Below are 341 nucleotides of genomic sequence, written 5' to 3'. Positions count from 1 at the left end.
GAATAATTATTGAAAAGCGCACTGCTTTAGTGTAAACTAAAGCCAGAACCGGCAGAAAGTTGAGATGTATTCATGGCCCAAGAATTTGATTTGGTCATTAAGGCCCTGGCCGAACGATACCCGGCCCACTTCGTTCAACTGGTGCGCGGTGTACCTGCCGATAAGGTGGAGCGCCTGGAAAAAGAGGCCGTTGCTGTTAAGCGGGAATCGGATATACTTTTTAAGGTTACCGAAGAAGGCTATGAATATTTGATGGCTATTGAGGCCCAGACGCACGTTGACCGGAACATGCCCGGACGGTTGTTGGAGTACACAGCATTACAACACCGCGAGTTTAAGAA

General features: G+C 48.1%; 1 pseudogene. It reads left to right on the top strand.

The features are described 5' to 3' along the window. Positions 1-72 precede the first annotated feature (72 nt). Positions 73-341 (top strand): annotated as a pseudogene (locus A6M21_RS05670) (RpnC/YadD family protein); the annotation flags it as partial.

It is taken from the genome of Desulfotomaculum copahuensis (assembly GCF_001655685.1).
In the GTDB taxonomy this organism is placed as follows: Bacteria; Bacillota; Desulfotomaculia; order Desulfotomaculales; family Desulfovirgulaceae; genus Desulfotomaculum_G; species Desulfotomaculum_G copahuensis.
Note: the sequence above shows the minus strand (reverse complement) of the source record. Positions and strands in the feature narration are given on the sequence as shown.